At 73.3% G+C, this 23,796-nt stretch carries 19 protein-coding genes; 8 read left to right on the forward strand and 11 right to left on the reverse strand.

The features are described from left to right. Nucleotides 1-255: 255 nt before the first annotated feature. Nucleotides 256-1,284, reverse strand: coding sequence for a LacI family DNA-binding transcriptional regulator (locus ACO06A_RS01735; RefSeq protein ID WP_421734444.1), 1,029 nt, complete (start codon nucleotides 1,282-1,284; stop codon nucleotides 256-258). A gap of 155 nt (nucleotides 1,285-1,439) precedes the next feature. Here ACO06A_RS01735 and ACO06A_RS01740 point away from each other — a divergent pair, with 155 nt between their 5' ends. Next, a complete protein-coding gene (locus ACO06A_RS01740; RefSeq protein WP_421734445.1) occupies nucleotides 1,440-2,300 on the forward strand; it encodes a serine/threonine-protein kinase in 861 nt (286 codons plus the stop codon). Between the two features lie 23 nt (nucleotides 2,301-2,323). On the opposite strand, the gene ACO06A_RS01745 is transcribed toward ACO06A_RS01740, so the two are convergent. Next, on the reverse strand, nucleotides 2,324-2,812 hold the full coding sequence (locus tag ACO06A_RS01745; RefSeq protein WP_421734446.1) for a MarR family winged helix-turn-helix transcriptional regulator: 489 nt from the start codon (nucleotides 2,810-2,812) through the stop codon (nucleotides 2,324-2,326). A 186-nt stretch (nucleotides 2,813-2,998) separates the two neighbouring features. Between ACO06A_RS01745 and ACO06A_RS01750 the strand changes: the two genes are divergently transcribed. From ACO06A_RS01750 to ACO06A_RS01765, 4 genes are all read left to right on the forward strand, one after another. Beyond that, nucleotides 2,999-4,429, forward strand: a complete 1,431-nt coding sequence (locus tag ACO06A_RS01750; RefSeq protein WP_421734447.1) for an endo-1,4-beta-xylanase — start codon at nucleotides 2,999-3,001, stop codon at nucleotides 4,427-4,429. Nucleotides 4,430-4,492: 63 nt separating this feature from the next. Then, on the forward strand, nucleotides 4,493-5,068 hold the full coding sequence (locus ACO06A_RS01755) for an NYN domain-containing protein (protein WP_421734448.1): 576 nt from the start codon (nucleotides 4,493-4,495) through the stop codon (nucleotides 5,066-5,068). A 243-nt stretch (nucleotides 5,069-5,311) separates the two neighbouring features. Beyond that, complete coding sequence (locus ACO06A_RS01760) at nucleotides 5,312-5,926, forward strand: hypothetical protein (RefSeq protein ID WP_421734449.1); 615 nt, start codon at nucleotides 5,312-5,314, stop codon at nucleotides 5,924-5,926. Nucleotide 5,927: 1 nt separating this feature from the next. Next, on the forward strand, nucleotides 5,928-8,702 hold the full coding sequence (locus ACO06A_RS01765) for a hypothetical protein (RefSeq protein WP_421734450.1): 2,775 nt from the start codon (nucleotides 5,928-5,930) through the stop codon (nucleotides 8,700-8,702). 63 nt (nucleotides 8,703-8,765) lie between these two features. Here the strand turns inward: ACO06A_RS01765 and ACO06A_RS01770 are convergent, their stop codons facing one another. Genes ACO06A_RS01770 through nirB form a run of 6 tightly spaced genes read right to left on the reverse strand, consistent with a single transcriptional unit; the run spans nucleotide 8,766 to nucleotide 15,651 of the window. After that, complete coding sequence (locus ACO06A_RS01770; RefSeq protein WP_421734451.1) at nucleotides 8,766-9,524, reverse strand: alpha/beta hydrolase; 759 nt, start codon at nucleotides 9,522-9,524, stop codon at nucleotides 8,766-8,768. Nucleotides 9,525-9,568: 44 nt separating this feature from the next. Further along, the gene (locus ACO06A_RS01775; protein WP_421734452.1) at nucleotides 9,569-10,309 is read right to left on the reverse strand and encodes a sirohydrochlorin chelatase; all 741 of its coding nucleotides are present in this window, start codon (nucleotides 10,307-10,309) and stop codon (nucleotides 9,569-9,571) included. Further along, a complete protein-coding gene (locus tag ACO06A_RS01780; RefSeq protein WP_421734453.1) occupies nucleotides 10,306-11,424 on the reverse strand; it encodes a uroporphyrinogen-III synthase in 1,119 nt (372 codons plus the stop codon). The genes ACO06A_RS01775 and ACO06A_RS01780 overlap by 4 nt, the downstream gene beginning before the upstream one ends. Continuing rightward, on the reverse strand, nucleotides 11,421-12,692 hold the full coding sequence (gene cobA / locus ACO06A_RS01785) for a uroporphyrinogen-III C-methyltransferase (protein ID WP_421734454.1): 1,272 nt from the start codon (nucleotides 12,690-12,692) through the stop codon (nucleotides 11,421-11,423). The genes ACO06A_RS01780 and cobA overlap by 4 nt, the downstream gene beginning before the upstream one ends. Continuing rightward, on the reverse strand, nucleotides 12,689-13,063 hold the full coding sequence (gene nirD / locus ACO06A_RS01790) for a nitrite reductase small subunit NirD (RefSeq protein WP_421734455.1): 375 nt from the start codon (nucleotides 13,061-13,063) through the stop codon (nucleotides 12,689-12,691). The genes cobA and nirD overlap by 4 nt, the downstream gene beginning before the upstream one ends. Beyond that, nucleotides 13,060-15,651 carry a nitrite reductase large subunit NirB gene (gene nirB / locus ACO06A_RS01795; RefSeq protein WP_421734456.1) on the reverse strand — a complete coding sequence of 864 codons (2,592 nt, stop codon included), beginning with the start codon at nucleotides 15,649-15,651 and terminating at the stop codon, nucleotides 13,060-13,062. Before nirB ends, nirD begins: the two co-directional genes overlap by 4 nt. Before the next feature lie 134 nt (nucleotides 15,652-15,785). Here nirB and ACO06A_RS01800 point away from each other — a divergent pair, with 134 nt between their 5' ends. The 3 genes from ACO06A_RS01800 to ACO06A_RS01810 all read left to right on the forward strand — a co-directional run bounded on the left by ACO06A_RS01800 (nucleotide 15,786) and on the right by ACO06A_RS01810 (nucleotide 18,595). Beyond that, complete coding sequence (locus tag ACO06A_RS01800) at nucleotides 15,786-16,319, forward strand: DUF1697 domain-containing protein (protein ID WP_421734457.1); 534 nt, start codon at nucleotides 15,786-15,788, stop codon at nucleotides 16,317-16,319. 14 nt (nucleotides 16,320-16,333) lie between these two features. Then, a complete protein-coding gene (locus tag ACO06A_RS01805; RefSeq protein WP_421734458.1) occupies nucleotides 16,334-16,780 on the forward strand; it encodes an HIT family protein in 447 nt (148 codons plus the stop codon). Nucleotides 16,781-17,068: 288 nt separating this feature from the next. After that, nucleotides 17,069-18,595 (forward strand): molybdopterin-dependent oxidoreductase, encoded by a 1,527-nt coding sequence (locus ACO06A_RS01810; RefSeq protein ID WP_421734459.1) that lies wholly within the window; start codon nucleotides 17,069-17,071, stop codon nucleotides 18,593-18,595. 133 nt (nucleotides 18,596-18,728) lie between these two features. Here the strand turns inward: ACO06A_RS01810 and ACO06A_RS01815 are convergent, their stop codons facing one another. From ACO06A_RS01815 to ACO06A_RS01825, 3 genes are read right to left on the reverse strand one after another with little or no spacing between them, the layout of a single operon-like run. Continuing rightward, nucleotides 18,729-20,255, reverse strand: a complete 1,527-nt coding sequence (locus ACO06A_RS01815) for an FAD-dependent oxidoreductase (protein WP_421734460.1) — start codon at nucleotides 20,253-20,255, stop codon at nucleotides 18,729-18,731. Further along, nucleotides 20,252-22,414 (reverse strand): molybdopterin oxidoreductase family protein, encoded by a 2,163-nt coding sequence (locus ACO06A_RS01820; protein ID WP_421734461.1) that lies wholly within the window; start codon nucleotides 22,412-22,414, stop codon nucleotides 20,252-20,254. The genes ACO06A_RS01815 and ACO06A_RS01820 overlap by 4 nt, the downstream gene beginning before the upstream one ends. Further along, on the reverse strand, nucleotides 22,414-23,775 hold the full coding sequence (locus ACO06A_RS01825; RefSeq protein WP_421734462.1) for an MFS transporter: 1,362 nt from the start codon (nucleotides 23,773-23,775) through the stop codon (nucleotides 22,414-22,416). The genes ACO06A_RS01820 and ACO06A_RS01825 overlap by 1 nt, the downstream gene beginning before the upstream one ends. Between the last annotated feature and the right edge of the window lie 21 nt (nucleotides 23,776-23,796).

The raw sequence follows: 23,796 nt of genomic DNA on the forward strand, positions 1-23,796 counted from the left end.
CTCGTGGGCCGCCGTCGACGTCGCCGGGGCCGGTCGTCCTCTGCTCTTCGCGCGGCCGCACCGTTCGCCACAGGCCCGGAGGACCCCGCGAGACGCCGCTGTCGCGTTCCAGACACTAAAGGAACCGACCAGAACCACGCAAGAAACTGACAGAACAGTTATCGAAGCGTGACCGGAACGCCGGGGGATCTCGATGAGACGACGAAGACCCCGCCCTGCTCAACGGCAGGACGGGGTCGGTTCGAACGGCGGGGGTCAGTCCTGGACGGTCACCGGCTGCGTCGGCGCGGGGCCGGTCGAACCCCGCACGACCAGCTCCGGCTCGAAGAGCAGCTCGTCCTGCGGCACGGCGCTGCCGTGGATCTGGCTCACCAGCAGGTCGATCGCCGCACGGCCCATGGGCTCGATCGGCTGGCGCACCGTCGTCAGCGGGGGCTCCGTGCAGCTCATGAACGCCGAGTCGTCGTAGCCGACGACGGAGACGTCGTCCGGGACGCGCAGGCCGGCCCGCCGAGCGGCACGGATGACCCCGAGCGCCAACGGGTCGCTGGCGCAGACGATGCCGGTCACGCCCTCGCGCAGCAGCCGGTTGCCGGCCGCCTGGCCGCTCTCGAGGGAGTACGCGCTGCGGACCACCTGGTTCTCGCCGAGCTCCAGGCCGAGCCGCTGCGTGATCGCCTGCGCCGCGCGGAGCTTGCGCTCGGACGGCACATGGTCCACGGGCCCCAGCACGAGACCGATCTTCGTGTGCCCGAGCGACGCCAGGTGCCCGACCGCCTGCTCGATGGCGACCTCGTCGTCGCACGAGACACGTGGGAACGGGAGCTCCTCGATCGAGGCGTTGATGAGGACGACCGGAAGGTTCCGGCTGGTGAGCCGCTCGTAGTGGCCGTGCGTGGCGTCGCGCTGCGCGTAGTGCCCCCCGGCGAAGACGATCCCTGACACCTGCTGCCCGAGCAGAAGCTCGACGTAGTCGGCCTCCGAGACGCCCCCGGCCGTCTGCGTGCACAGGACGGGGGTGAAGCCCTGCTGGGCGAGGGCGCCGCCGACCACCTCGGCGAACGCGGGGAAGATCGGGTTCTGGAGCTCGGGGAGCACCAGGCCCACCAGACGGGCACGCTCTCCGCGCAGCTTCGTCGGCCGCTCGTAGCCGAGCACGTCGAGGGCCGTGAGCACGGCCTCGCGCGTGGACTCCGAGACGCCGGGCTTCCCGTTCAGCACGCGGCTGACGGTGGCCTCCGAGACGCCGACCTTGCGTGCTACCTCTGCGAGTCGCCGGGACATGACTGTCACTGTACTGCGCGACACTGCAAGTGGCTTGCATCCCGCTGCAAGCGCGACACACCCGTCCGTCACCCGTTCGCCGCGTCCCCGGGGTGCGGTCCGCCCCCCGGGCTTCTACCGTCAGATCTGCCCACATCGCCGACGACAGGTATGCCGTGCCACCGACCGAGTTCCGCCCGTCGGCGACCGCACCGCTCGGACGCCGCTACCACCTCGAGCAGCAGCTCGGCCGGGGCGGCTCCGGCGAGGTGTTCCGGGCGACCGACACGCGCCTGCACCGGCCGGTGGCGCTCAAGCTGTTCTCGATCGGTACTGCCTCGCCCGACGAGATCCGCCGCTACGCGCACGAGGCGCGCATCCTGTCCTCGCTCGCGCACCCCAGCCTGGTCGCCCTGCTCGACGTGGGCGCGGACGTGCTCCCGGACGCCGGTCCCGTCGCCTTCCTCGTCATGGAGCTGGTCGACGGCCGCACCCTGCGCGACACCATCGCCGACGGCCCCCTCGCCCCCTCCCTCACCGCCGACGTCGGCCGGCAGCTGGCGCTCGCGCTCGGCCACGCGCACGGCGCCGGCGTGGCCCACCGCGACGTCAAGCCGTCCAACGTGCTCGTGGCGACGGACCGCGCGGAGAGCGGCGCCCGCGACGCGCCCTGGTTGCCGGTGGTGCTCGCCGACTTCGGCATCGCCGTGACTGCCGCGGGCGCGCCGCTCACGCCGCGAGGGACGTCCGGTACCGCCGGATACCAGAGCCCGGAGCAGGCGCTCGGCCACCCTGCGGGCCCCCCGAGCGACGTCTACTCCCTCGGCCTCGTCCTGCTGGAGTGCCTGACGGGAGTGCGGGCCTATCCCGGCGACCCCCTGACCAGCTCGCTCGCCCGCCTGCTGGACCCGGTGGACGTGCCGGAGCGCTTCGGCCGGGACTGGATGCGACTGCTGCGGGCGATGACGGCAGAGGACCCCGCCGCGCGACCCACCCCGGCGGTCGTGGCCGCCGAGCTGAGGGCGCTGCGGGTATGACCGCAGCGGGTAGGAACACAGCCCTAGGCGTCTGACCCCGACGGGTCGGGGATCCGCGCCTGGGCGGCGCGCAGCTTGTCGGTGAGGGTGCGCAGCGTCGTCAGCTCCTCGGTGTCCAGCGCTCCCCCGACCAGGCGTCGGATCGAGCGCACGTGCCGACGACCGATCTCCCGCTGCACGCGCCGGCCCTCGGGGGTCAGGCTGACCGCCACCCCGCGCGCGTCGCCCTGCACCGGTCCGCGCGTGACCAGGCCGTCCTGCTCGAGGCGCTCCACCATCCGGGACAGGCTCGGTTGCGTGAGCAGGCTCCCCTCGCCCAGCTCCTTGAGCCGCGCCGTGCCGTCCGGGCAGCCCGAGAGGGTGAACAGGACGTCGTACTCGCGGATCGTGAGGTCGCCCCAGACGTCGTCGCGCTGGAACCGCCGCATGAGCGCCACCTGGGCGCGGAACAGCGACTCCCACGCCTCGGCGGCCTCCCGCGTGCCCGGCAGCTCCCGGTTCGCGTCCGTCATCGACCCACGCCCTCCCTTTCATGCATACGCATCGATCTTGTCTCAACGGGCTCGGTTCGGGGGATGTTCCGGGCCGCGGATATCGAAAGTGTCGTGGGGCGGCGCCTGAAATGTTTCGGTACCTCGCGGCGGGGAGCACCGACGACCACTGTGCGATCGGCACTTGGCTCAACGAGGAGGAACCCCATGCCTGTCGTCCATCCACCCCGCCGTTCCGCGCTCCGCACCGCCGCGGTCGCTCTCGCGGTGACCGCCGCCGTCGGGGCCGCACTGGCGATCCCCGCGCAGGCGGCGTCGTCGCTGAAGGACCTGGCCACCGCGGCCGGCAAGGACATCGGCTTCGCACTGGACCCGAACCGGCTCTCCGAGTCGGCCTACAAGTCGATCGCCGACAGCGAGTTCACCCTCGTCGTCCCGGAGAACGCGATGAAGTGGGACGCCACCGAGCCGTCCCAGAACTCGTTCAGCTACGGCGGCGGCGACCAGGTGGTCAGCTACGCGGCGAGCGGCGGCAAGAAGGTCTACGGCCACACCCTCGTGTGGCACTCCCAGCTGCCGGGCTGGGTGAACAACCTGTCCGGCACGGCGCTGCAGTCCGCGATGACCAACCACGTCACCAACGTCGCGACGCACTTCAAGGGCAAGGTCGTCGCGTGGGACGTGGTCAACGAGGCGTTCGGCGAGAACGGCGAACGCCGCTCCGACTCCCCGTTCCAGCAGAAGCTCGGTGACGGGTACATCGAGACCGCGTTCCGGGCCGCCCGCGCCGCCGACCCGAACGCCAAGCTCTGCATCAACGACTACAACACGGACGCCGTGAACTCCAAGAGCACCGCGATCTACAACCTGGTCAAGGACTTCAAGGCGCGCGGGGTCCCCATCGACTGCGTCGGGTTCCAGTCGCACCTGATCATCGGGCAGGTGCCCTCGACCATGCAGCAGAACCTGCAGCGGTTCGCCGACCTGGGGGTCGACGTGCGGGTCACCGAGCTCGACATCCGCATGCAGACGCCGTCCGACGCCACAAAGCTGGCCACCCAGGCCGCCGACTTCAAGAAGGTCTTCCAGATCTGCCTCGCTGTCAGCCGCTGCCAGGGCGTGACCATCTGGGGCATCACCGACAAGTACTCGTGGGTTCCGGACACCTTCCCCGGCCAAGGTGCCGCACTCGTGTGGGACGCGAACTACGCCAAGAAGCCGGCATACGACGCGATCGCGTCGGCCTTCGGGGGCATCACGCCGACGACGCCCCCGGTGACTCCGACGACCCCGCCGGTGACACCGACCACGCCGCCGACGGCCGGCTGCCAGGTGACCTACGGCGTGAACCAGTGGAACACCGGCTTCACCGCGAACGTCGTCGTGAAGAACACGTCGTCGACGGCGATCAACGGCTGGACGCTCACGTTCAGCTTCCCCGCCGGGCAGACCGTGACGCAGGCGTGGAGCTCGGTGACCACCCAGTCCGGCTCAGCCGTGACCGTGAAGAACGCTGCCTGGAACGGGTCCATCCCCGCGGGCGGCAGCCAGCAGTTCGGGTTCAACGGCTCGCACAGCGGCAGCAACACCGCGCCGAGCGCGTTCAGCCTCAACGGGACGGCGTGCACGGTCGCGTGACGGTCTCCGGCCCGGGCCCGCTCGTCGGGTCCGGGCCGGTCCACCTGCGGATACGCTGACGCGATGACGACCGAGGCGGCACCGCGCACCACCTACCTGCTGGTGGACGGCGAGAACATCGACGCGACGCTCGGCTCGTCGATCCTCGGCGGGCGGCCCACCCCCGAGCAGCGGCCCCGCTGGGAACGCGTGCTGACCTTCGCGCAGCAGACGTGGAACCAGCCGGTCAAGGCCCTCTTCTTCCTCAACGCCTCCAACGGCAACCTGCCGATGTCGTTCGTGCAGGCGCTGCTGGCCATCGGGTTCCAGCCGATCCCGCTGTCGGGCGAGTCGTACGAGAAGGTCGTCGACATCGGCATCAAGCGCACGCTCGAGGCCATCCACGGCCGCGGTGGCGACGTGCTCCTGGCCAGCCACGACGGCGACTTCGCGCCCGAGCTCGAACAGCTCGTCGACGACGAGGACCGTCGCGTCGGCCTGCTCGCCTTCCGCGAGTTCACCAGCACCCAGCTGTCCGCCCTCGTCGGCCGCGGGCTGGAGACGTTCGACCTCGAGGGTGACGTCGCCGCGTTCAACGTCCAGCTCCCCCGCCTGCGGATCATCCCGCTCGAGGAGTTCGACCCGCTGCGCTACCTCTGAGCCCTTCACAAGGGACCTAGGTCACGGGGCCATAACGGTTACCTGCTACCGCAGCAGATTTACCTAGTACCGCGTGGCTCAGATGCTTTGTGCGCTGGTAGACAGTGCGCTGGTCCCGCCCGAGAACCCTGGCGACCTGACCCGTCAACGGCGACGGTGCAGGTCAACCGGCTCTCGGGCGGCCATCTACCGGCAGCACTGCTGGAGCGGAACCGCTCCGCCAGTCACCACGACGAGGTGGTCATGAAGCGTCACATCTTGGCGGGGCTCGTCCTCGCGCTCCTGACGACAGCGATCGTCCTGATCTCCGGTCCCGAGCTCCAGGGCGTCGCCCTCCTCGGCGCGGCGCTCGGCGGTGCCCTCGGCCTCGTGCCCGACCGGACCCCCGCGCAGCGCGCGGCCGGGTTCGCCGTCGGCTTCGTCGCAGCCTGGCTCGGCTACGCCCTGCGCGCCGCGGCCCTGCCCGACGCCGCAACCGGTCGTGCCGTCGCGGTCCTCGTCGTCCTGGCGCTCTGCCTGGCGGTCGCCGGGCTCAGCCGCGGGAAGCTCCCGCTGTGGTCCGCGCTCCTGGGTGCCGCCGCGATGGCGGGTGCGTACGAGGCGACCTACACGGCCGACCCGGCGTCGTTCGTCACCTCGTCGGCCGCGACCGCGACGTCGATCCTGCTCGCCGCCGGCGCGGGCTTTCTCGCGACGTCGCTGCTCGGCGCCGTCGTCGAGCAGGACCGCGAGGAGGAGCGCACCGCCGAGGTGCCGCTCTTCTCGCCCGTCGAGCAGGCGGTCGACGCCAACTCCGGTGTCGCACCCCGCCGCGGCCTGCCTGCCACCCGTCCATTCGACCCCCAGCCGGAGGCCTGACGTGCGACGCACGACCACCACCGCGGCCGCAGCCGTCGTCCTCATCCCCCTGCTCGTCGGCACCGCGGGAACCCCCGCGTTCGCCGCGGACTCCGGCGACGTCACCGTCACCAACACCGAGACCGTCCAGGCCCGGCTGTCCGCCACCGGCGCCTATCAGAGCGCGCGCGTGTACGAGCAGCTCGCCCTGAGCGGCACGGGCACCACGACGATCGAGAACCCCGTGTCCACCAAGGGCCTGCGCAACCTCGACGGGTTCGGCGGCCAGAAGGTGGTCGACGGCAAGCAGGTCACCACGCTGAGCGTCGACGGCGAGCGCCGCGAGCGCTCCGTGAGCACCTACGACAAGGACCTCCCCCTCACTGTCGAGGTCACCTACACGTTCGACGGCAAGGCCGTGCAGCCCGGCGCGGTGGTCGGCAAGACCGGCACGCTCGGGGTGCACTACAAGGTCACCAACGTCACCGGGTCGATGCAGGACGTCTCGTACGACGACGGCACCGGCACGCAGGCGACGGCCTCGGCCCAGACCGTCGTCCCCATGATCGGCCAGCTGGTCACGGTCCTGCCCGCCACGTTCACCGACGTGCAGTCCGACGAGGCCGGCATCGCCGGTGACGGACGCGGCGGCACCCGCATGCAGTTCCAGATGACCCTGTTCCCGCCCATCGGCTCCGCGAGCGCCGAGTTCGGCTACACCGCGCAGGTCAGCCACGCGGTCGTCCCGAAGGCCACGCTCACGTCGATGGCGGTCTCCCCGCTGGACTACCCCTCGTTCAAGGGTGGCGCCGCCAGCTACCAGGCCGGCGCGCAGAAGGGCGTCGACCTCACGGGCGCGGGCCTGAAGCTCGACGACTCCGTCATCCAGCTGCACGACGGCGCGGCCCAGCTGCTCGCCGGGCTGCTCCAGCTCCGCGACGGCGCGGCGAAGCTCTCCGACGGGCTCAACGACACGGCGGTCCCCGGCGCGGCGGAACTTTCCGACGGTTTGAACGACAAGCTCGCCCCCGGCGCCGCCAAGCTCGCCGCCGGGCTCAACGGCGAGGCCGCCCCCGGCGCCTCCCGCCTCTCCGCAGGGCTGAACGACAAGCTCGCCCCCGGCGCCGCCAAGCTCGCAGCTGGTCTCAACGGAGACGGCGTCCCCGGCGCCTCCCAGCTGGCGGCCGGCCTGAACGACAAGCTCGCACCCGGAGCCGCCAAGCTCGCCGCCGGACTCACCGGCGAGGCCGCCCCCGGCGCCGCCGGGCTCGCAGCGGGCCTGAACTCGCAGCTCGCGCCCGGGGCGGCCAACCTCGCGGCCGGCGCAGGAGCGCTGGACGTGGGTCTCGCCGAGGCAAGCTCCAAGGCACCGGCACTCCTCGCCGGGCTGGTCCAGGTCGGCTCCGGACTGGACCTGGTCGACGCTGGTCTGGCCAAGCTGTACGGCGACATCGGCACGCTGCCCACCCAGGCTCAGGGCCTGCATGACGGCATCACGCAGCTACGAACCGCGACGTCGACGCTGACGGCGGGCATCGACCAGGTCCGGACGGGGGTCTCCGGGGCCGCGACATCGGCCTCCACCCTGTCCAGCGGGGCGGTGACGCTCGGCAACCAGCTCTCCGCCGGCGTCGGCGCGCTGACGTCACTGCGGGCCGGGATGGACCCGGCGTACCTCGCGCAGTACGACGCCGTCGTCGCCCAGCTGTCCGGGGGCGTCCCCGTCCTCACCGACACCAGCAACCCGGCGACCATCGCCGGCGGTGCCACTGCGCTGTCGCAGGGGCTCGCCGGCGCGGCCGCCAACCTCACTAAGATTCAGTGCGGTCTCAGCTCCGCGTCACTGCCTGGCGTGTGCGACGCCTCGAAGAAGGGCGTCCTTGAAGGCATTGCCGACGTCGACGCCGGCATCACCCAGCTGGTCAGCGGTGTGGTGACCAAGGTGCAGTCCGGCGTCGGTGACGCCGACGACACCAGCGTCGAGAACACCCTGCGCGGCGGCGTGCACTCGCTCCAGGCGGGCACCAGCCAGCTCAACGCCGGTGGGGCGACCCTCGCGTCAGGGCTCACCGCACTCGGCGCCGGAGCGTCGAAGCTGAACGCCGGTGCCAGTTCACTGTCCGGCGGTCTCGCGCTCGCGGCCGCCGGCTCCCAGAAGCTGTCCGACGGCCTCGCTCCCGCAGCAACCGGCTCCCAGGAGCTCTCCGCAGGGCTCCGCGAGGCAGCTGCCGGCGCCAAGAAGCTGTCCGACGGCCTCGCACCCGCAGCAACCGGCGCGCAGGAGATCTCTGCCGGGCTGAACGAGGCGGCTGCCGGCGCCAAGAAGCTGTCCGACGGTCTGGCACCCGCGGCGTCGGGCTCGCAGGAGCTCTCCGCGGGCGTGGCCAAGGCCGCCGCCGGCTCCCAGCGGCTGTCCGCCGGCCTGGGCGATGCCGCCGACGGGTCGACCCAGCTGTCCGAGGGCGCCGCCAAGGCGGCCGACGGTGCGCCGAAGCTCGTCGACGGCACGCAGCGGCTGTCCGACGAGGGCACCTCGCAGGTGGTCGTCAGCGGTCAGGGCACCGCGGAGGACTTCGGCGTGAAGTACGCGGTGCTCAGCGCACAGGCCGACCGGGCCGCCGACGAGGGCATGGCCTACGGCGCACCGGACGGTGCGGCGGGGTTCACGGCGTACTCGATCGACATCGCCGGGGTCGACGGGACCGGGGTCACCTCGCTCGGTCGCCTCATCGCGGCGATCGCGCTGTTCGCCGCAGGGATCGGTCTGGCGACGTTCGCGCGGCGCCGGTTCGTCTGACCGCTCCCCCGACAGACGCCGAAGGCGTGCGACCCACCCCCGGGGTCGCACGCCTTCGGGCTGTCAGGAGCCGAAGCCGGTCGCGAGCGTGTCGTCGATGGCCTGCTGCACCTGCTCGCGGTGGTCGGTGGTGAACAGGGCCACCCCGTGGGCGTTGCCGGCGAGCTCGAGGAACGTGCCGGGGTCGTCGGCGCGGGACACCGCTCGCGACGAGTCGACGCCGACGTTCGGGTCGTCGGTCGACGCGATGACCAGCAGCGGGCCGGTGTAGGTGCTGGACGCGGCCAGGGCGACCTGGCCGTCGAAGGCGGCCGGTGGACCGAGCGCCACGACCGCGACCGCGTCGACCTCGTCGGCGAGCGCCGCCGCGTACGTGCCGCCCTTCGAGGCGCCCACCAGGGCGACGTCCGTCGCACCGAGGCTGCGCAGAGTGTCGACGGCGCCCAGGAACGACGCCCTGCCGTCGTCCGACCAGCCGAACGACGCGACCAGGTAGCCCTCCCCCGCCAGCCGGGCCAGCTCGTCCGCCCACTGGCACGCGTCGCCCCGGTCCTGCGGCGCCAGGAGCACCCCCTGGGTGCCGCCCCCGGCGAAGGACACGAGCGTCGGGTCGTCGGCGGCGCCGGTGGTCACCGTGGCGGTGCCCGCCGGGAGGCACGCCGGGGTGTCGGCCGGGGTGAGCGAGGCGGAGATGCCGGTGGGTGCCGGTGCGATCGTCGGGGTCGCTGCGTCCTCGGACTCGTCGCGCCCGCCCGACGACGTGCACGCCGCGAGGGTGAGGACGGCGACGGCGGAGGTCAGGACGCGCACGGCTCTGGGCATCCCTCGTTCCTAGAGGTACGGAACGCTTCGGGGCAACCCGCGTCTCAGGTCGCGGCGTCGTAGCGGTCGAGGACGATGTCCACCAGCCGCTCGTCCGGCGCCAGCGGGGCGCTGACCACGTCGGCGCCCGCCTCGAGCACCCGGTCGTAGAAGTAGCCCGGTGCCAGCAGGTACGAGGCGACGACCACACGCCCGCCGGGCGGCACGTCGGCCCGTGCCGTGGCGACGGCCGCCGGCACGCGCGGCTCGGCGCCGGCCCCGTACCCGATGGTCACGGGCTGCTCCAGCCGGTCGGCCAGGCCGGCGGCGACCGACTCCACCGCGAGCGCGGCGGCGGGGTCCGTCGAGCCGGCCGCGGCCAGCACGACGAGGTCGTCTGGGGCCAGGCCCGCGGCGTCCAGGCGGTCCACCAGGATGTCCACCAGCCGAGGGTCAGGACCGAGCGGCGACGCTGCGGTGGCACCGGGCTGGTCGACCGCGGCCGCGATGTCGACCTTCACGTGGAACCCGACCGAGAGCAGCAGCGGCACGACGACCGCACCGGACGCGTCGCTCTCCAGGGCGTGCTCGACCACGTCGGCGACCTCGGGCTCCTGCACGTCCACGAACGCCTCGCGCACGTCGAGGTCGGGCCGCGCCGAGGCGACGCCGGTGAGGATCGAGCGGACGGCCGCGCGGCCGGCGACGTCGTCGGTGCCGTGCGAGCAGCCGATGAGGACAGGCCCGTCGACGTCGTCGTGCGGACGTTCGGGCGCCGGACCGCGGGCGTGCAGCGCGTTCGTCATACGGCCTCCTCCAGCTGGAGACGGTATCCCCTCTTGACCACGGTACGGATCAGCACGCGGCTCCCGGTCGCGTCCCGCAGCCGCGCGATGGCCACCTCTGCGGCGTGCGGGTCCCGGGAGTCGCCGGGGAGCACGGCCAGCACCTGGTCGCGCGGGACGACGGAGCCGCCCGCGGCGGCGAGCAGACGGAGGACCTCCAGCCCGGTGGGCGTGAGGGCCAGCACGTGCCCGTCCAGCACGGCGGTGCCCCGGTGGACCTGGAGCGGACCGGCGACGGTCTGGAGGGCCTGGAGGCCGCCGTAGTGACCGACGAGCGCGCGGACCAGCGAGCCGAGGCGGCCTCGTTCCGGGACGAGCGGCTCGATGCCCCGGTCGAGCAGCGGCTTGGCCGTGATGGGTCCGACGGCGGCCATGACGACGTTGCCGCGCTGCGCGAGCGTGACGATGCGGTCGGTGACGCCGGCGTCGTCGGCGGCCTCCAGCCAGGCGTGCGCGCCGGGCGCCGACGTGAAGACCACGGCGTCGATCTCTCCGGCTGCGACGGCGCGGACCGAGGCCTCCACCGCGGCGGGGTCCGGCGGCGGCCCCCACCGGTAGACGACGAGGCTGCGCACCCGTGCGCCCGCGGCGGCGAACGCGTCGTCGAGTCCGTCGGCGCCCGCGCCGTGGTGCTGGACGGCGATGTCGCGGCCGGCGACACCCTCGTCCAGGAGCACCTCGGCGATCTCCGCGCTGGTCTCCGACTCGGCCACCCAGTCGGCGGTCAGACCGGCCGCCTGGATCGCTCCGCGTGCCTTGGGTCCTCGCGCCACGATCCGGGTGCCCCGCAGCATGTCCACAAGCGGCTCGGCGAGGCCGAGTGCGTCCGCGGCCTCGATCCAGCCCCGGAAGCCGATCCCCGTGGTGACGACCACGGTGTCCGGCGGGTCGGCCAGCAGCGACCGGGTGCCACCCAGCAGGGCGGCGTCGTCGATGTGGGGCACCATGCTCAGCGCGGGGGCGTGCCGGAGCGTGGCTCCGCGGCGACCCAGGGCGGCGGCGAGCTCGGCGGACCGGCGGTCGGCGGTGATGAGCACGACGAGGCCCGCGAGGGTCTGGTCGATGGGTTCGCTCACAGGGCCATTGTGACGGTGCCGGGGGCTGTGGGGTCAGACCACGCGGGGGTGTGAGCCGCGTCACCACGGTCGGGCTCGAGCAGACCCGCCGCCGCGACCGCGCCCAGGACGATCACCGCGGGAGCGCGGACCCCGGCCGACGCCGCGACGTCGACCACGTCGTCGAGCCGCGCACGGGTGACGCGCTGACCGGGCAGCGTGCCCTCCTCCACCAGCGCGATGGGCGTGGCGGGGTCGGCACCGGCGTCCAGCGCCTCGGTGGCCAGCGTGGCCAGGGCGCTCACGCCCATGAGCACGACGACCGTGCACGACCCGTCCCGCAGGCCGGCGAGCGCGGCGGACGACCAGCCGTCGTGGCCGTTCATCACGTGCACCGCGCCGACCGTGCCGCGGTGCGTGAGCGGGATGCCTGCGGCGGCGGGCGCGGCGAACGCGCTGCTCACCCCCGGGATGACCTCCACCGCGACGTCGGCCTCACGGCACGCGAGCACCTCCTCGCCGCCCCGGCCGTACACGAACGGGTCGCCGCCCTTGAGGCGGACGACGACGCGACCGCGCTGGGCCTGCTCGACCAGGATCCGGCCGATCTCGTGCTGCGGCACCGGGTGGTGCCCGGGCGTCTTGCCGACGTCGATGATCTCCACCCCGGGAGCCAGCTCGTCGAGCACCGCCACGGGACCCAGCCGGTCGGTCACCACGACGTCCGCCTCGGCCAGCGCGCGGCGCCCGGCCAGCGTGAGGAGCCCGACGTCGCCCGGTCCGCCGCCGACGAGCACGACCCGACCCGCGTGCGCCCGGCGCCGGCGCAGGTCCACGCGGCCTTCTCGCAGCTGCGTCGCGATGGCCTCGCGCACCGCGAGCGTGCGTCGCGGGTCCGGGGAGCCCGTCGAGACCACACCCACCAGGACGTCACCCTGCTGGGTGGTCGCCGGGGTGCGGGCCGACCCCGCCGAGCCGTCCCCCGCGTCCACGCAGAACGTCTGCCGCGCTGCCGCCCACGCGACGACGGCCTCGTCGGTCGCACGGTCGCCCGTGGCCGTGTGCACCAGCCAGGCACCGTCGAGGTCCGCCTCGGTGACCTCGCGCGCGCGCCACACGATCAGCCCCCACCGGTGCAGGTCCAGGAGCACCTCGCACAGCTGCGGCGCGACCACCACCACCCGCGCGGCGTCGGCCAGCAGGGACTGCACGCGGCGGGCGGCCACCGGTCCGCCGCCGACCACGAGGACCTGGCGGCCGGTCAGCTGGAGCCCGAGCATGGTGGTCATCGTCCGACCTCGACGAGTCCGTCGGTCACCCGGACGGGCCAGGTGCGCAGGTCGGGACCGAGCCCGCGCGCGGGGGCCTTGCCGGCGACGTCGAGGCAGCGGCCCGTCGTGAGGTCGAACACCTGCTTGTACATCGGGGAGGCGACCGTCGGTACCTCGACCTCGTCGACGAACCGCGATCCGACGATGCCGCGGGAGATCACGTGCGCGTCGCTGAACGGGTCGTGCTGTTGGACCGCCAGCACGCGGCCGTCCACCAGGCGGAACAGAGCGACCTGCTCCCCGTCGAGGAGCGCGGCGACGCCCCGCTCGGGAGCGAGGTCGTCCACCCGGCAGACGGCGGTCCACACAGCGGTCTCCAGCGCGGTCATGAGCGGACCTCCAGGGTGGCGCCGGCGACGAGGACGGGTTCGTGGTGGGGCGTCGGACGTGCCTCGGCCCGCTCGTCGGCAGTGGCCGGGCGGGACTGGCCGCGCTCCGGCACGTACGCCAGCGAGGGGTCGGGGGTGTCGGGGGCGTTGACGAAGGACGCGAACCGGCGCAGCTTCTCCGGGTCCTCCAGCGTGGCCTTCCACTCGTCCTCGTACTCGACGACGTGCAGGGCCATCTGCTCGTCCAGGTCCGCCGCGATGCCCAGCGAGTCCTCCATGACGACCGCGCGGACGCCGTCCAGGCCACCCTCGACGTCCTCGATCCACGGTGCCGTGCGCTGCAGACGGTCCGCCGTCCGCACGTAGTAGAGGAGGAAACGGTCGATGGTGCGGATCAGGGTCTCGGTGTCGAGATCCTCGGCGAGCAGCTGCGCGTGCCGCGGGGTGAACCCGCCGTTGCCGCCGACGTAGACGTTCCAGCCCTTGTCGGTGGCGATGACGCCGACGTCCTTGCCGCGGGCCTCGGCGCACTCGCGCGCACAGCCGGAGACACCCAGCTTGATCTTGTGCGGAGAGCGCAGGCCGCGGTACCGCAGCTCGAGCATGACCGCGAGCGCCACCGAGTCCTGGACCCCGTACCGGCACCACGTCGACCCGACGCAGGACTTCACGGTGCGCAGCGACTTGCCGTACGCGTGCCCGGACTCGAAGCCCGCGTCGATCAGCCGCTGCCAGATGAGGGGCAGCTGGTCGATGCGGGCGCCGAACATGTCGATCCGCTGGCCGCCCGTGATCTTGGTGTACAGCCCGAAGTCCTTGGCCACCTCACCGATGGCGATCAGGCCCTCCGGCGTCACCTCGCCGCCGGCGATCCGCGGGACCACCGAGTAGGAGCCGTCCTTCTGGAGGTTGGCCATGACGTGGTCGTTGGTGTCCTGGAGCGTGGCACGCTCGCCCTCGAGCACGTGGGCCGGGGACGTGGTGGCCAGGATCGAGGCGACCGTCGGCCGGCAGATGTCGCAACCGCGCCCTTCGGCCCGCGTGCCGAACCGCTCGATGACCTGCGTGAACGACGAGACGCCGCTGACCCGGACGGCGTCGTACAGCTGCGCGCGGGACAGGGCGAAGTGCTCGCACAGGGCGGTGCTGACGGCGATCCCCTGGGCGGCCAGCTCGGTGGTGACCAGCTTCTTGACCAGCGGGAGGCAGGAGCCGCAGCTGGTGCCCGCCTTGGTGCACGCCTTGACCGCGCCGAGGTCGGTGCAGCCGTGGTCGGTGACCGCGCCGCGGATGGTGCCGGCCGAGACGTTGTTGCAGGAGCAGACGGCGGCGTCGTCGGGCAGCTCCAGCTCGGGCGCTCCCCCGCCGCCCTCGGGCAGCAGGTACGCGCCCGGGTCGCCGGGCAGCTCACGTCCGAGCATCGGGCGCAGGCTGGCGTACGCGCTGGCGTCGCCGACGAGGACGCCGCCGAGCAGCGTGCGGGCGTCGTCGGACATGACGAGCTTCTTGTAGACGCCCCCCACCGGGTCGGCCCAGACGATCTCGAGGGCGCCGGGAGTCTGGCCGAACGCGTCGCCGAAGCTGGCGACGTCGACCCCGGAGAGCTTGAGCTTGGTGGCCGTGTCCGCGCCGGGGAACTCCGAGACGCCCCCGAGCAGGCGGTCGGCGGTGATCTCCGCCATCGCGTACCCCGGTGCGACCAGGCCGATGGTGGCGCCCTGGATGCAGGCGACCTCGCCGACGGCGGAGACGTCCGGGTCGCTGCTCAGGCAGGTGTCGTCGACCACGATGCCGCCGCGCTCGCCGATCGCCAGCCCGGAGGCCCGGCCGAGCTCGTCGCGGGGACGCACCCCGGCGGCGATCACGACGACGTCCGCGTCGACACGGCCCCCGTCGGCCAGCTCCAGGCGACCGACGCCGCCGCGGCGGTGGGGCTTGATCTTGGTGGTCATCGCGTTGAGGCGGACACCGACACCGAGCTGGTTGATGAGCCGGCGCAGCGCCTCGCCGCCGCCGAGGTCCACCTGCGCGGACATGAGGTGGGTGCCCACCTGGAGGACCGTGGTCCGGGCGCCGAGCGCCTGGAGCGCGCCGGCCGCCTCGAGGCCGAGCAGGCCACCGCCGAGCACCGCGCCCTTGACCACGCGGTCCTCGGAGAGCTTCTCGACGTACCCGCGCAGCGCGGCGACGTCGTCGACGGTGCGGTAGACGAAGACGCCCGGCAGGTCGGCGCCCTCGAGCGGGGGCACCCAGGCCGACGAGCCCGTCGCCAGCACCAGGTGGTCGTAGTGCTCCGTGCGGCCGCGGGCCGTGGTCACCGTCTTGGCGTCGCGGTCGAGGTGGGTCACCGCGTCGTCGCGCACCAGCGTCACCAGCGGGTCGGACCAGAGCTCCGGGTCGCCGAGCGCGAGGTCGTCGGCGTCGCGACCGGAGAAGTAGCTGGTGAGTGCGACGCGGTCGTACGGGCGTCGCGGCTCCTCCGCCAGCACCGTGATGCGCCAGGCGCCGGCGGTGTCGCGGTCACGCAACGCCTCCACCAGCCGCTGCGCGACCATGCCGCCGCCGACGACGACCAGGTGCTGGTTCATGGTGTGCTCCGTCGGGCTGGGGGGTGGGGCGACTCCCACGGTAGGAACCGGTTGTTTCCCTCGGTGGCGCGCGCCGTTACCTCGGAGGAACCTTTCCCGCACATGACGTTGGTCCTGAGTGTGAGAGTGGCGTCATGAGTCCCGTCATCGCCCTGCTCCGGGCCGCCAACGTGGGCGGTCGCACCATCAAGGCCGCCCAGCTCCGCGCCGCTGCCGAGGGCCTCGGGCACACCGCCGTCGCCACCTACGTGAACAGCGGGAACCTCGTCCTGGTGCCCGCGGGTCCGGCGTCGTCCGTGGGTCCCGGCCTGTCGGGTGCCCTCTCCGCCGAGCTCGGGTTCGACGTCCCCGTGCTCACGCGGACGCTCGACGAGTGGGACGCGATCGTCGCCCGGGTGCCCTTCCCCGACGAGGTGACCTCCGACCCGTCGCACCTGGTCCTCTACTGCTGGGACGGCACCCCGAAGGACACCTCGTTCGACCCGACGCCGTACGGCCACGAGAAGGTCGCGTTCGCCGGGGACGAGACGTACGCCTACTACCCCGACGGCATCGGCCGCTCGAAGCTCACGCTCCCGGTGCTGGAGAAGGCGACCGGGCGCTCCGGGACGGCCCGCAACTGGAACACGGTCCTCGCCCTGCAGCGCCTCGCTCGCGAGCGCGCGTGACTAGCGTGGTCGCCATGACCACCGTGTTCACCAAGATCATCGCCGGCGAGATCCCCGCCCGGTTCGTGTGGGCCGACGACGTCGCCGTCGCGTTCGGGACCATCGCGCCGATCACCGACGGGCACATGCTCGTGGTGCCGCGCGACGAGGTCGTGCAGCTGACCGAGGCGACCGACGACCTGCTGGCGCACCTGATGCGCGTGGCGAAGGCGATCGGCGCAGCCCAGCAGCAGGCCTGGTCCGCACCGCGCGCGGCGTTGCTCGTCGCCGGCTTCGAGGTGCCCCACCTGCACCTGCACGTGCTGCCGGCGTGGGACGAGGCCAGCCTGTCGTTCCGCAACGCCCGCACCGACCTGCCCGCCGCGGAGCTGGACGCAGCGGCAACCCGGGTCCGCGACGCCCTGGTGGCCCAGGGGCACGGCGCCCACGTCCCGGCGACGCTCGGCTCCCCGGCGCTCTGAGCCCATGGAGCGTCCGCAGGATCGAGCGCTCGGGCGACCGATCGTGCGGACGTTCCACGAGCAACCGCGCTGCGTCCGCAGGTTCGAGCGTCCCAGCGATTGAATGTGCGGACGTCGCCAGCCACGGCGGCGGCGTCCTGGAAGGGAGACCAGTCCCCAGGACGTCCCGCGCCGAACTCTCGGCATCACCCGTCCACGCTGCGGTGTTGTGCTTGCGCGGGTGCACAGGCGGTGCGCGGAGCATGGACGACGACATCGGTACAGCGATCACGAGGAAGCAGGACGCAGATGGCTGGACGTCGGGACACCGGGCTCGCCGCGCTCGCGGGGCTCGCTGCGGGGCTGGTGACGATCGGCGTGGGCTCGCTCGTCGCGCTGATCACCGGGCCGACGTCCGACCCGCTGGTCGCCGTCGGGTCCGCGTTCGTCGACGCCACGCCGGCGTGGCTGAAGGACTTCGCCGCGTCCACGTTCGGCACGGCCGACAAGGTGGTCCTCGGGATCGGTGAGGTGGTCGTGCTGCTGGCGCTGGCGGCGCTGGCCGGGGTGCTTGCCGCGCGGCGGTGGGCCTGGGGCGCGACGCTCGTCGTCGTGCTGGGTGCGGGGGCGGGGCTCGCCGCGATGGCCCGACCGGATGCCGGCGCGCTCGCCGCGGCACCGGCGGTCGTCGGGGCCGTGGCCGGGCTGCTGACCTTGCGCGAGCTGGTCCGTCGCCTGCCCGGAGCGCCCGGACGCCCCGCTCCCGAAGGAGTCCGGCGGCGCGCGTTCCTGCAGGCCACGGCGGCCGCGGGTGCGCTCGGTCTGGTCGGTGTGGTCCTCGGGCGGGCGATCGGTGCCGGTGCGCGCGGCGCTCAGTCCGCGCGCGCGGCTGTCCGGATCCCGCGGGCCGCCACCTCCGCGGCACCCGTCCCCGCCGGGGTGGACGTCGGCGTGGACGGTGTCGGCCCGTGGCAGACGCCCCCGGACGAGTTCTACCGGATCGACACCGCACTGGTGGTGCCGCAGGTGGCCCCGAGCGCCTGGAGCCTGCGCGTGCACGGCATGGTCGAGCAGGAGATCACGCTCACCTGGGACGAGCTGTTGGCCGGCGACCTCGTCGAGGCGTGGGTGACGCTGGCGTGCGTGTCCAACCCGGTGGGCGGCGACCTCATCGGGAACCAGAAGTGGCTCGGGCTGCCCATCGCGGACCTGCTGGCCCGGGCGCGGCCGACCGCCGACGCCGACATGGTGCTCTCGCGCAGCGTCGACGGGTTCACGGCGTCCACACCCTTGGCCGCGCTGACCGATGGGCGCGACGCCCTGCTCGCGATCGCGATGGACGGCGAGCCGCTGCCCGTCGAGCACGGCTTCCCGGTGCGCATGGTCGTTCCCGGGCTGTACGGGTACGTGTCCGCGACGAAGTGGGTCACGGAGCTCCGGGTCACCCGGTTCGCCGACGCCACCGCCTACTGGACCGACCGCGGCTGGTCGGCCGAGGGACCGATCAAGACGCAGTCGCGCATCGAGGTGCCGCGGCCGAGCAGCTCCGTCCCCGCCGGGTCCGTGGTCGTGGCCGGCACGGCGTGGGCTCAGCACCGGGGGGTCACCGGCGTGCAGGTTCGCGTGGACGAGGGGTCCTGGAACGACGCGACGCTCGCCGACGACGGCGGGATCGACTCCTGGCGCCAGTGGTCGTGGACCTGGGAGGCCGAACCCGGCGAGTACCAGCTGTTCGTCCGCGCCTCCGACCCGCTGGGCCCGCAGACGGGTGCCGTGGCGGGCGTCATCCCGGACGGGGCCACGGGCTACGACACGGTCCGGGTCACGGTCACCTGACCGGCGACCATGTCGTTGAGCACGCGCGCGCCACGACCTGCTCGTGGAGACGAGAACATCCTGAGTGGCGTTCTGGCCCGTAAGAATGCCACTCAGGTTGTTCTCGACGGGCGGCGGGCCGCTGCGATGGTCGCTACACCGTGGCCGTCGGGGTGGGTTCGCGGACGTCCTCCGTGGACGCGGTCGCTGGGGCGGGCTGGTCCGGGTCGGAGCGACGGAGCCAGTCGACGATGCCGCACACCGCGTCCTCGCAGCCGCCGCAGCCGGTGGTCGCGCGGGTCGCCGCCGCCACGTCCTCCACGGAGCGCGCACCGTGCCGCCAGCAGCCCACGATGTCGCCCTTGGTGACCCCGTTGCACCGGCACACGGTCGCGCGGTCCGGCATCAGCGTCGGGCTGGCGGCGGGGACGGCCGTGCCGGCGACCGGTCGCATGAGCAGCTGCGCGGGGTCGGCGGGTATCGGGGTGCCGCGCGTGTACGCCGCGACGAGGTCCGCCGCCACCGGTCCGGCGCCGACGCACGTGGCGCCGATGACCCGGCCGTCGGCGACGACGACCTCGATGTGCCGGCCGCCCTCGGGATCGCTGAGCCGCACCCGCCGGCCCTCGGACACCGAGCCGGCACCGCAGACGCCCATCGCGACGACGTCGAGCCCGACACCCTTGACCTTCACCACATCGGTGCCGACGGTCGGCAGCGGCACGTCGTCACGGGCGGCCGACGGCTCGGTGAGCAGCGTCGCGAGGCGCCGCGCCTGGTCCCAGCCCTGCGCGGTCAGCCCGCTGCCGCCCTCGGGAGGCTCCGCGCAGTCGCCGATCGCGAACACGCGCGCGTCCGCCGGGGACGCCAGGTCGGTGCCGACGACGATGCCGCGCGCCACGTCCAGCCCGGCCCGCTGCGCGAGCCCGACCTCCGGGTAGGTGCCGGCGGTGAGCACCAGGAGGTCGGCGGGCAGCAGCTCGCCGCCCTCGAGCCGCACGCCCGTCACGCGACCGTCGCTGACCACGGCCTCCTCGGTGCGGGCGCCGACCCGCACCGCGATGCCGAGCGACGTCAGCCGTGCGGTGGTCACGGCGGCGGCGGGACCGTCGAGCTGCCGGTCCATCAGGTGCGCGCCGCCGTGCACGACGGTGACCGGGACGCCGCGGTGGGCGAGCCCGCAGGCGACCTCGAGCCCGAGCACCCCGCCGCCGACGACGACCGCCCGGTGAGCGTTCACGGTGGCGGCGACGATCTCGCGCGCGTCGTCGAGCGTGCGCAGCGCGTGCACGCCGGCGGGCAGGCTGTCGTCGTCGCGCCGACCGAACAGGTCCGGGATCCGGGCGCGCGCGCCGGTGGCGAGCACGAGGATGTCGTACGGGTGACGCCCGCCCGCGTGGTCGTGGACGACGCCGGCAGACCGGTCGACGGTCACCGCGCGCGTGCCGGGGAGCACCTCGCTGGCGGACCGGTGGGCGTTGCGCGGCAGCGTGATCGACGCGACGTCGAGCTTGCCGGCGACCACCTCGGACAGCAGCACCCGGTTGTAGGGCTCGTACTCCTCGTCGCCGAGCACGGTCGTGCGGAACCGCCCACCCGGGTCGCGCTGGTGCAGGTCGTCGACGAACCGCGCGCCGACCATGCCGTGACCGACCACGACCACCCGGACCTGGTTGTTCATCGGACTCCCCCCGCGAACAGCAACGACTCGTCCTCGAGCACCTCGACCGGGCCCTCCCACCGCTGGACGTCCACCGCGCAGACCTTGAACTCGGGCATCCCGGAGATCGGGTCGGTGGCGTCGGTGGTCAGCCGGTTGGCGCTGCTGACGCCGCTCCAGTGGAACGGCAGGAACACCGTGTCGGCACGCACGGCGTCGGTCAGTCGCGCGCGGACGACCCCTCGGCCGCGGCCGGTGTCGAGCTGGACCAGGTCGGACTCGGCGATGCCCAGGCGGTCGGCCAGCAGCGGGTGGATCTCGACGTACGGCGCCGGAGAGCTGCGCACCAGCTCCGGCACCCGCCGGGTCTGCGCGCCGGACTGGTAGTGCGCGAGCACCCGACCGGTCACCAGGAACAGGGGCGCGTCTCGGCGCAGGTCGTCCGACGGGCCGCGGTGGTCCACCGGGATGAGGCGGGCGCGGCCGTCGGGCGTCGCGAAGCGCTCGAGGAACATCCGCGGGGTGCCCGGATGCGGCGTCGGCCCGGCGGGGACCGGCCAGAACAGGTCCGGCTCGGCATCCAGGCGCGCGTGGCTCAGCCCGCTGTAGTCGGCGCGGCCGCCCGCGGACGCCCGGGCGAGCTCGTCGAAGACGACCGACGGTGACGTGTCGAACCGGACGGTCGAGCCGAGCCGGAGCGCGAGGTCGGCGAGGATCTCGAGCTCGCTGCGCACGCCGGGCGGCGGCGGCAGGGCTCGACGACGACGGATCACGCGGCCCTCGAGCGACGTCATCGTGCCCTCCTCCTCCGCCCACTGCGTGACGGGCAGGACGACATCGGCCAGCAGGGCGGTCTCCGACGGGAAGAAGTCGCACACCACGAGGAGGTCGAGGGCCGCGAGCCGCTCGCGGACGCGGTCGGCGTCCGGGGCGCTGACGAGCACGTTCGAGCCGTGCACCAGCAGCGCGCGCGGGCCGTCCGGCGTCCCGAGGGAACGCAGCAGCTCGATCGCGGGCATCCCCGTCCGGGGCAGGTCGGCGGGGTCGACGCCCCAGACACCCGCCACGTGCGCGCGCGCCGCCTCGTCCTCGATGGACCGGTAGCCCGGCAGCTGGTCGGCCTTCTGACCGTGCTCGCGGCCGCCCTGCCCGTTGCCCTGGCCGGTGATGGCGCCGTAGCCGGAGCCGACGCGACCGGGCAGGCCGAGCAGGAGCGCGAGCGTGATCGCCGCCGTGACGGTGTCGGTGCCCTGCGTGCTCTGCTCGACCCCGCGGCCGGTGAGGATGTAGGCGCCGGAGCCGCCGCGCGACGGTGACGCGTTGCCCAGCAGGAACGCCGCCCGGCGCAGCGACGCGACGGGGACACCGGTGACCTGCTCGGTCCGCTCGGGCCACCAGAGGGCCAGCGAGCGCCGGATGTCGTCGAGACCCGTGGTCCGCTCGGCGAGGTACTCCAGGTCCGCGAAGCCCTCCGCGAGCACGATGTGCGCGATCCCGAGCAGCAGCGCGAGGTCGGTGCCGGGGACGGGCTGGACGTGCAGGCCGCCCTCGTCGGCGGTCAGGTCCGCGGTCGCCGAGCGCCGGGGGTCCACGACGACCAGCCCGCCCGCCGCCCGCGCTCCCGCGAGGTGCTGGACGGCCGGCGGCATGGTCTCGGCGAGGTTCGACCCGAGCAGCAGCACGGCCTGTGCACCGCCCAGGTCGGCCAGCGGGAACGGCAGGCCGCGATCCAGACCGAGGGTCCGGTTGGCCCCGGCCGCCGCGCTCGCCATGCAGAACCGGCCGTTGTAGTCGATGTTCGGCGTGGCCAGCACGGTGCGCGCGAACTTGCCGAGCGCGTACGCCTTCTCGTTGGTCAGCCCGCCGCCGCCGAACACCGCGACGGATGCCGGGCCGTGCGACTCGCGCAGGGCGGCCAGCCGGGTGGCGACGAACGACAGCGCGGTGTCCCAGGAGACGGGCTCCCCGTGCAGGAGCGGGGTGGTGAGCCGGTCCGAGTGACGCAGGAGCGCGGGCGACGTCCACCCCTTCTGGCACATGCCGCCCTTGTTCGTCGGGAAGTCCCGGCCCGCGGCGGTGACGGTGCCCTCATCAGAGGTGTGCAACGTCTGCGCGCACTGGAGCGCGCAGTAGGGGCAGTGCGTCGCCGCACCCTCCGTCACCGCCGCGGGCGAGACCATCAGATGACCGTCGCGCCGAAGGTGCCGTTGCGGCGCTGGTACACGGCCCAGGTGGTGACGCTCATGACCAGGTACAGCCCGACGATCACCCACAGGGCCGCCTGGATGTTGCCGGTGGCCGAGGTCGAGACGGCGAACCCGCGCGGGATGAGGAAGCCGCCGAACGCGCCCACCGCACCCGCGATCCCGAGGCAGCCGGCCGCCGCCTTGATTCGGCGCGCCTTGTCCTCGTCGTCCGTGGCACCGAACCGGAACACCGCGGGGATCATCCGGTAGACCGAGCCGTTGCCGGCACCGGTGGCGATGAACAGCACGAGGAACGAGGCCAGGAACGGCCCGAACGCGTGGGCGCGCAGGGCGAAGATCGCGCAGACGACACCGGTGGCCATCACGCCGAACGCGACGATGGTGACGCGGGCACCACCGAGCTTGTCGGCGAGCATCCCGCCGAGCGGCCGGGCGATCGAGCCGACGAGCGCACCGGCGAACGCGATCGAGATGGTGACCTCGGGGAACTGGTTCTTCAGCAGCGTCGGGAACGCACCCGAGAAGCCGATGAACGAGCCGAAGGTGCCGATGTAGATGAACGAGATGATCCAGGTGTTCCGCGAGCGGGCGGCGACACCGTAGCTGCGCGGGTCCGCCTTGGCGTGGGACAGGTTGTCCATGTACCGCCACGCCAGGAGCGCGGCGACGAGCACCAGCGGCACGAACATGAGGCCGGCCCGCTCGAGCTCGAGGCCCGCGGCGCCGACGATGACCAGCGGCACCGCGAACTGCACCGCGGCCGTGCCGAGGTTGCCACCCGCGGCGTTGAGGCCGAGCGCGCGGCCCTTCTCCTTCTCCGGGTAGAAGAACGAGATGTTGGCCATCGAGGAGGCGAAGTTGCCGCCGCCGACACCGGCGAGCGCCGCGACCGCGAGGAGGGCCGGGAAGCCGAGCTGGGGGTTCTGCACGGCGACCGCGAGCGCGATGGTCGGCACGAGCAGCAGCAGGGCGGACACGATGGTCCAGTTGCGGCCGCCGAAGATCGGCACCGCGAACGTGTACGGGATGCGCAGCGTCGCGCCGACGAGCGAGGGCAGGGCGATCAACCAGAACATCTGGTCGACGGTGAGCACGAAGCCGGCCGCCGGGAGCTGTGGCACGACGATGCTCCACAGGGCCCAGACGGCGAAGCCGAGGAACTCGGCGAAGATCGACAGGCCGAGGTTGCGGCGGGCGATCGCCCGACCGACGGAGGCCCACTGGCCACCGTCCTCGGGGTTCCAGCCGTCGATCCAACGGCCGGGACGGTGGGTGAGCGGCGCAGTGTCGAGAACGGGGGCAGTGCCGGCGTCGGTCGCGATCTGTGTCGCCATGGGGACCTCCGGGAGGACAGA

Source organism: Cellulomonas sp., from assembly GCF_965229465.1.
In the GTDB taxonomy this organism is placed as follows: Bacteria; Actinomycetota; Actinomycetes; order Actinomycetales; family Cellulomonadaceae; genus Cellulomonas.

Bases quoted from the DNA above. Each gene is read 5' to 3' on its own strand.
- ACO06A_RS01735 (WP_421734444.1), bottom strand. From the start codon at position 1,284: ATGTCCCGGCGACTCGCAGAGGTAGCACGCAAGGTCGGCGTCTCGGAG.
- ACO06A_RS01825 (WP_421734462.1), bottom strand. From the start codon at position 23,775: ATGGCGACACAGATCGCGACCGACGCCGGCACTGCCCCCGTTCTCGAC.
- ACO06A_RS01815 (WP_421734460.1), bottom strand. From the start codon at position 20,255: ATGAACAACCAGGTCCGGGTGGTCGTGGTCGGTCACGGCATGGTCGGC.
- nirB (WP_421734456.1), bottom strand. From the start codon at position 15,651: ATGAACCAGCACCTGGTCGTCGTCGGCGGCGGCATGGTCGCGCAGCGG.
- ACO06A_RS01775 (WP_421734452.1), bottom strand. From the start codon at position 10,309: ATGACGAACGCGCTGCACGCCCGCGGTCCGGCGCCCGAACGTCCGCAC.
- ACO06A_RS01745 (WP_421734446.1), bottom strand. From the start codon at position 2,812: ATGACGGACGCGAACCGGGAGCTGCCGGGCACGCGGGAGGCCGCCGAG.
- ACO06A_RS01820 (WP_421734461.1), bottom strand. From the start codon at position 22,414: ATGGTCTCGCCCGCGGCGGTGACGGAGGGTGCGGCGACGCACTGCCCC.
- ACO06A_RS01800 (WP_421734457.1), top strand. From the start codon at position 15,786: ATGAGTCCCGTCATCGCCCTGCTCCGGGCCGCCAACGTGGGCGGTCGC.
- ACO06A_RS01755 (WP_421734448.1), top strand. From the start codon at position 4,493: ATGACGACCGAGGCGGCACCGCGCACCACCTACCTGCTGGTGGACGGC.
- nirD (WP_421734455.1), bottom strand. From the start codon at position 13,063: ATGACCGCGCTGGAGACCGCTGTGTGGACCGCCGTCTGCCGGGTGGAC.
- cobA (WP_421734454.1), bottom strand. From the start codon at position 12,692: ATGACCACCATGCTCGGGCTCCAGCTGACCGGCCGCCAGGTCCTCGTG.
- ACO06A_RS01770 (WP_421734451.1), bottom strand. From the start codon at position 9,524: ATGCCCAGAGCCGTGCGCGTCCTGACCTCCGCCGTCGCCGTCCTCACC.
- ACO06A_RS01805 (WP_421734458.1), top strand. From the start codon at position 16,334: ATGACCACCGTGTTCACCAAGATCATCGCCGGCGAGATCCCCGCCCGG.
- ACO06A_RS01810 (WP_421734459.1), top strand. From the start codon at position 17,069: ATGGCTGGACGTCGGGACACCGGGCTCGCCGCGCTCGCGGGGCTCGCT.
- ACO06A_RS01760 (WP_421734449.1), top strand. From the start codon at position 5,312: ATGAAGCGTCACATCTTGGCGGGGCTCGTCCTCGCGCTCCTGACGACA.
- ACO06A_RS01750 (WP_421734447.1), top strand. From the start codon at position 2,999: ATGCCTGTCGTCCATCCACCCCGCCGTTCCGCGCTCCGCACCGCCGCG.